The following is a 607-nucleotide window of genomic DNA, read 5'->3' on the forward strand; positions in this document are numbered from 1 at the left end:
TCTCCCCGGCAAACTCCTTCAGCACCCCGCTCTTCAGGTAGGCGTTCACCCGCCCGCTCTCCGTGCTCTGCTCATACCCCAGCTGCACGCCCGCACGGCCCAGCGCCGACTTATAGCTGCTCAGGCCGATGTTCAGCCCGTTATCCGCCCGCATCTTCATCGCATTCTGACGGCTCCAGGTGAACTGCATCTCCGGCTCCACATAGAACCCTTCTCCCGGCTGGTTCAGGTTAAACCGCCTGCCCATCTCCAGCGCCGCGCTGAACCCCGACGCCTCTCCCGACGCCCCGACGCGCTTCTTCTGGCTGTCCAGCACGCTGAAGCTGTTCTTCTGCCGCGCGGCCTTCAGCACCAGGTCACCGTACAGCCCGCTCTGTGCCAGATAGCTGGCGTACAGCCCCGCGTAGTCCGAACGCACCGTGCCGCTGCCCCCGCGATAGTCCGGCGAGCCGTGGGTTGAGCCCATAAACAGCCCCACCGACAGCGGCACCCCGGCGGCGACCCGCTTGTCCGCCCCCAGCTGGTAGCCGCTGTAGCGCATGTCGAAGCCGCTCAGCCTGCCGCCGGAGAAGGCGTTCAGCGCGCCGCCGTAGCCGCGCAGCCACAT

Annotated in this window: 1 protein-coding gene; it reads right to left on the reverse strand. The window is 67.1% G+C overall.

What is annotated here, in order from left to right:
- On the reverse strand, positions 1-607 hold a 607-nt coding region (locus GJV78_RS22735), incomplete at both ends, for an autotransporter outer membrane beta-barrel domain-containing protein (RefSeq protein ID WP_155110316.1).

It is taken from the genome of Intestinirhabdus alba, assembly GCF_009711095.1.
Taxonomy (GTDB): domain Bacteria; phylum Pseudomonadota; class Gammaproteobacteria; order Enterobacterales; family Enterobacteriaceae; genus Intestinirhabdus; species Intestinirhabdus alba.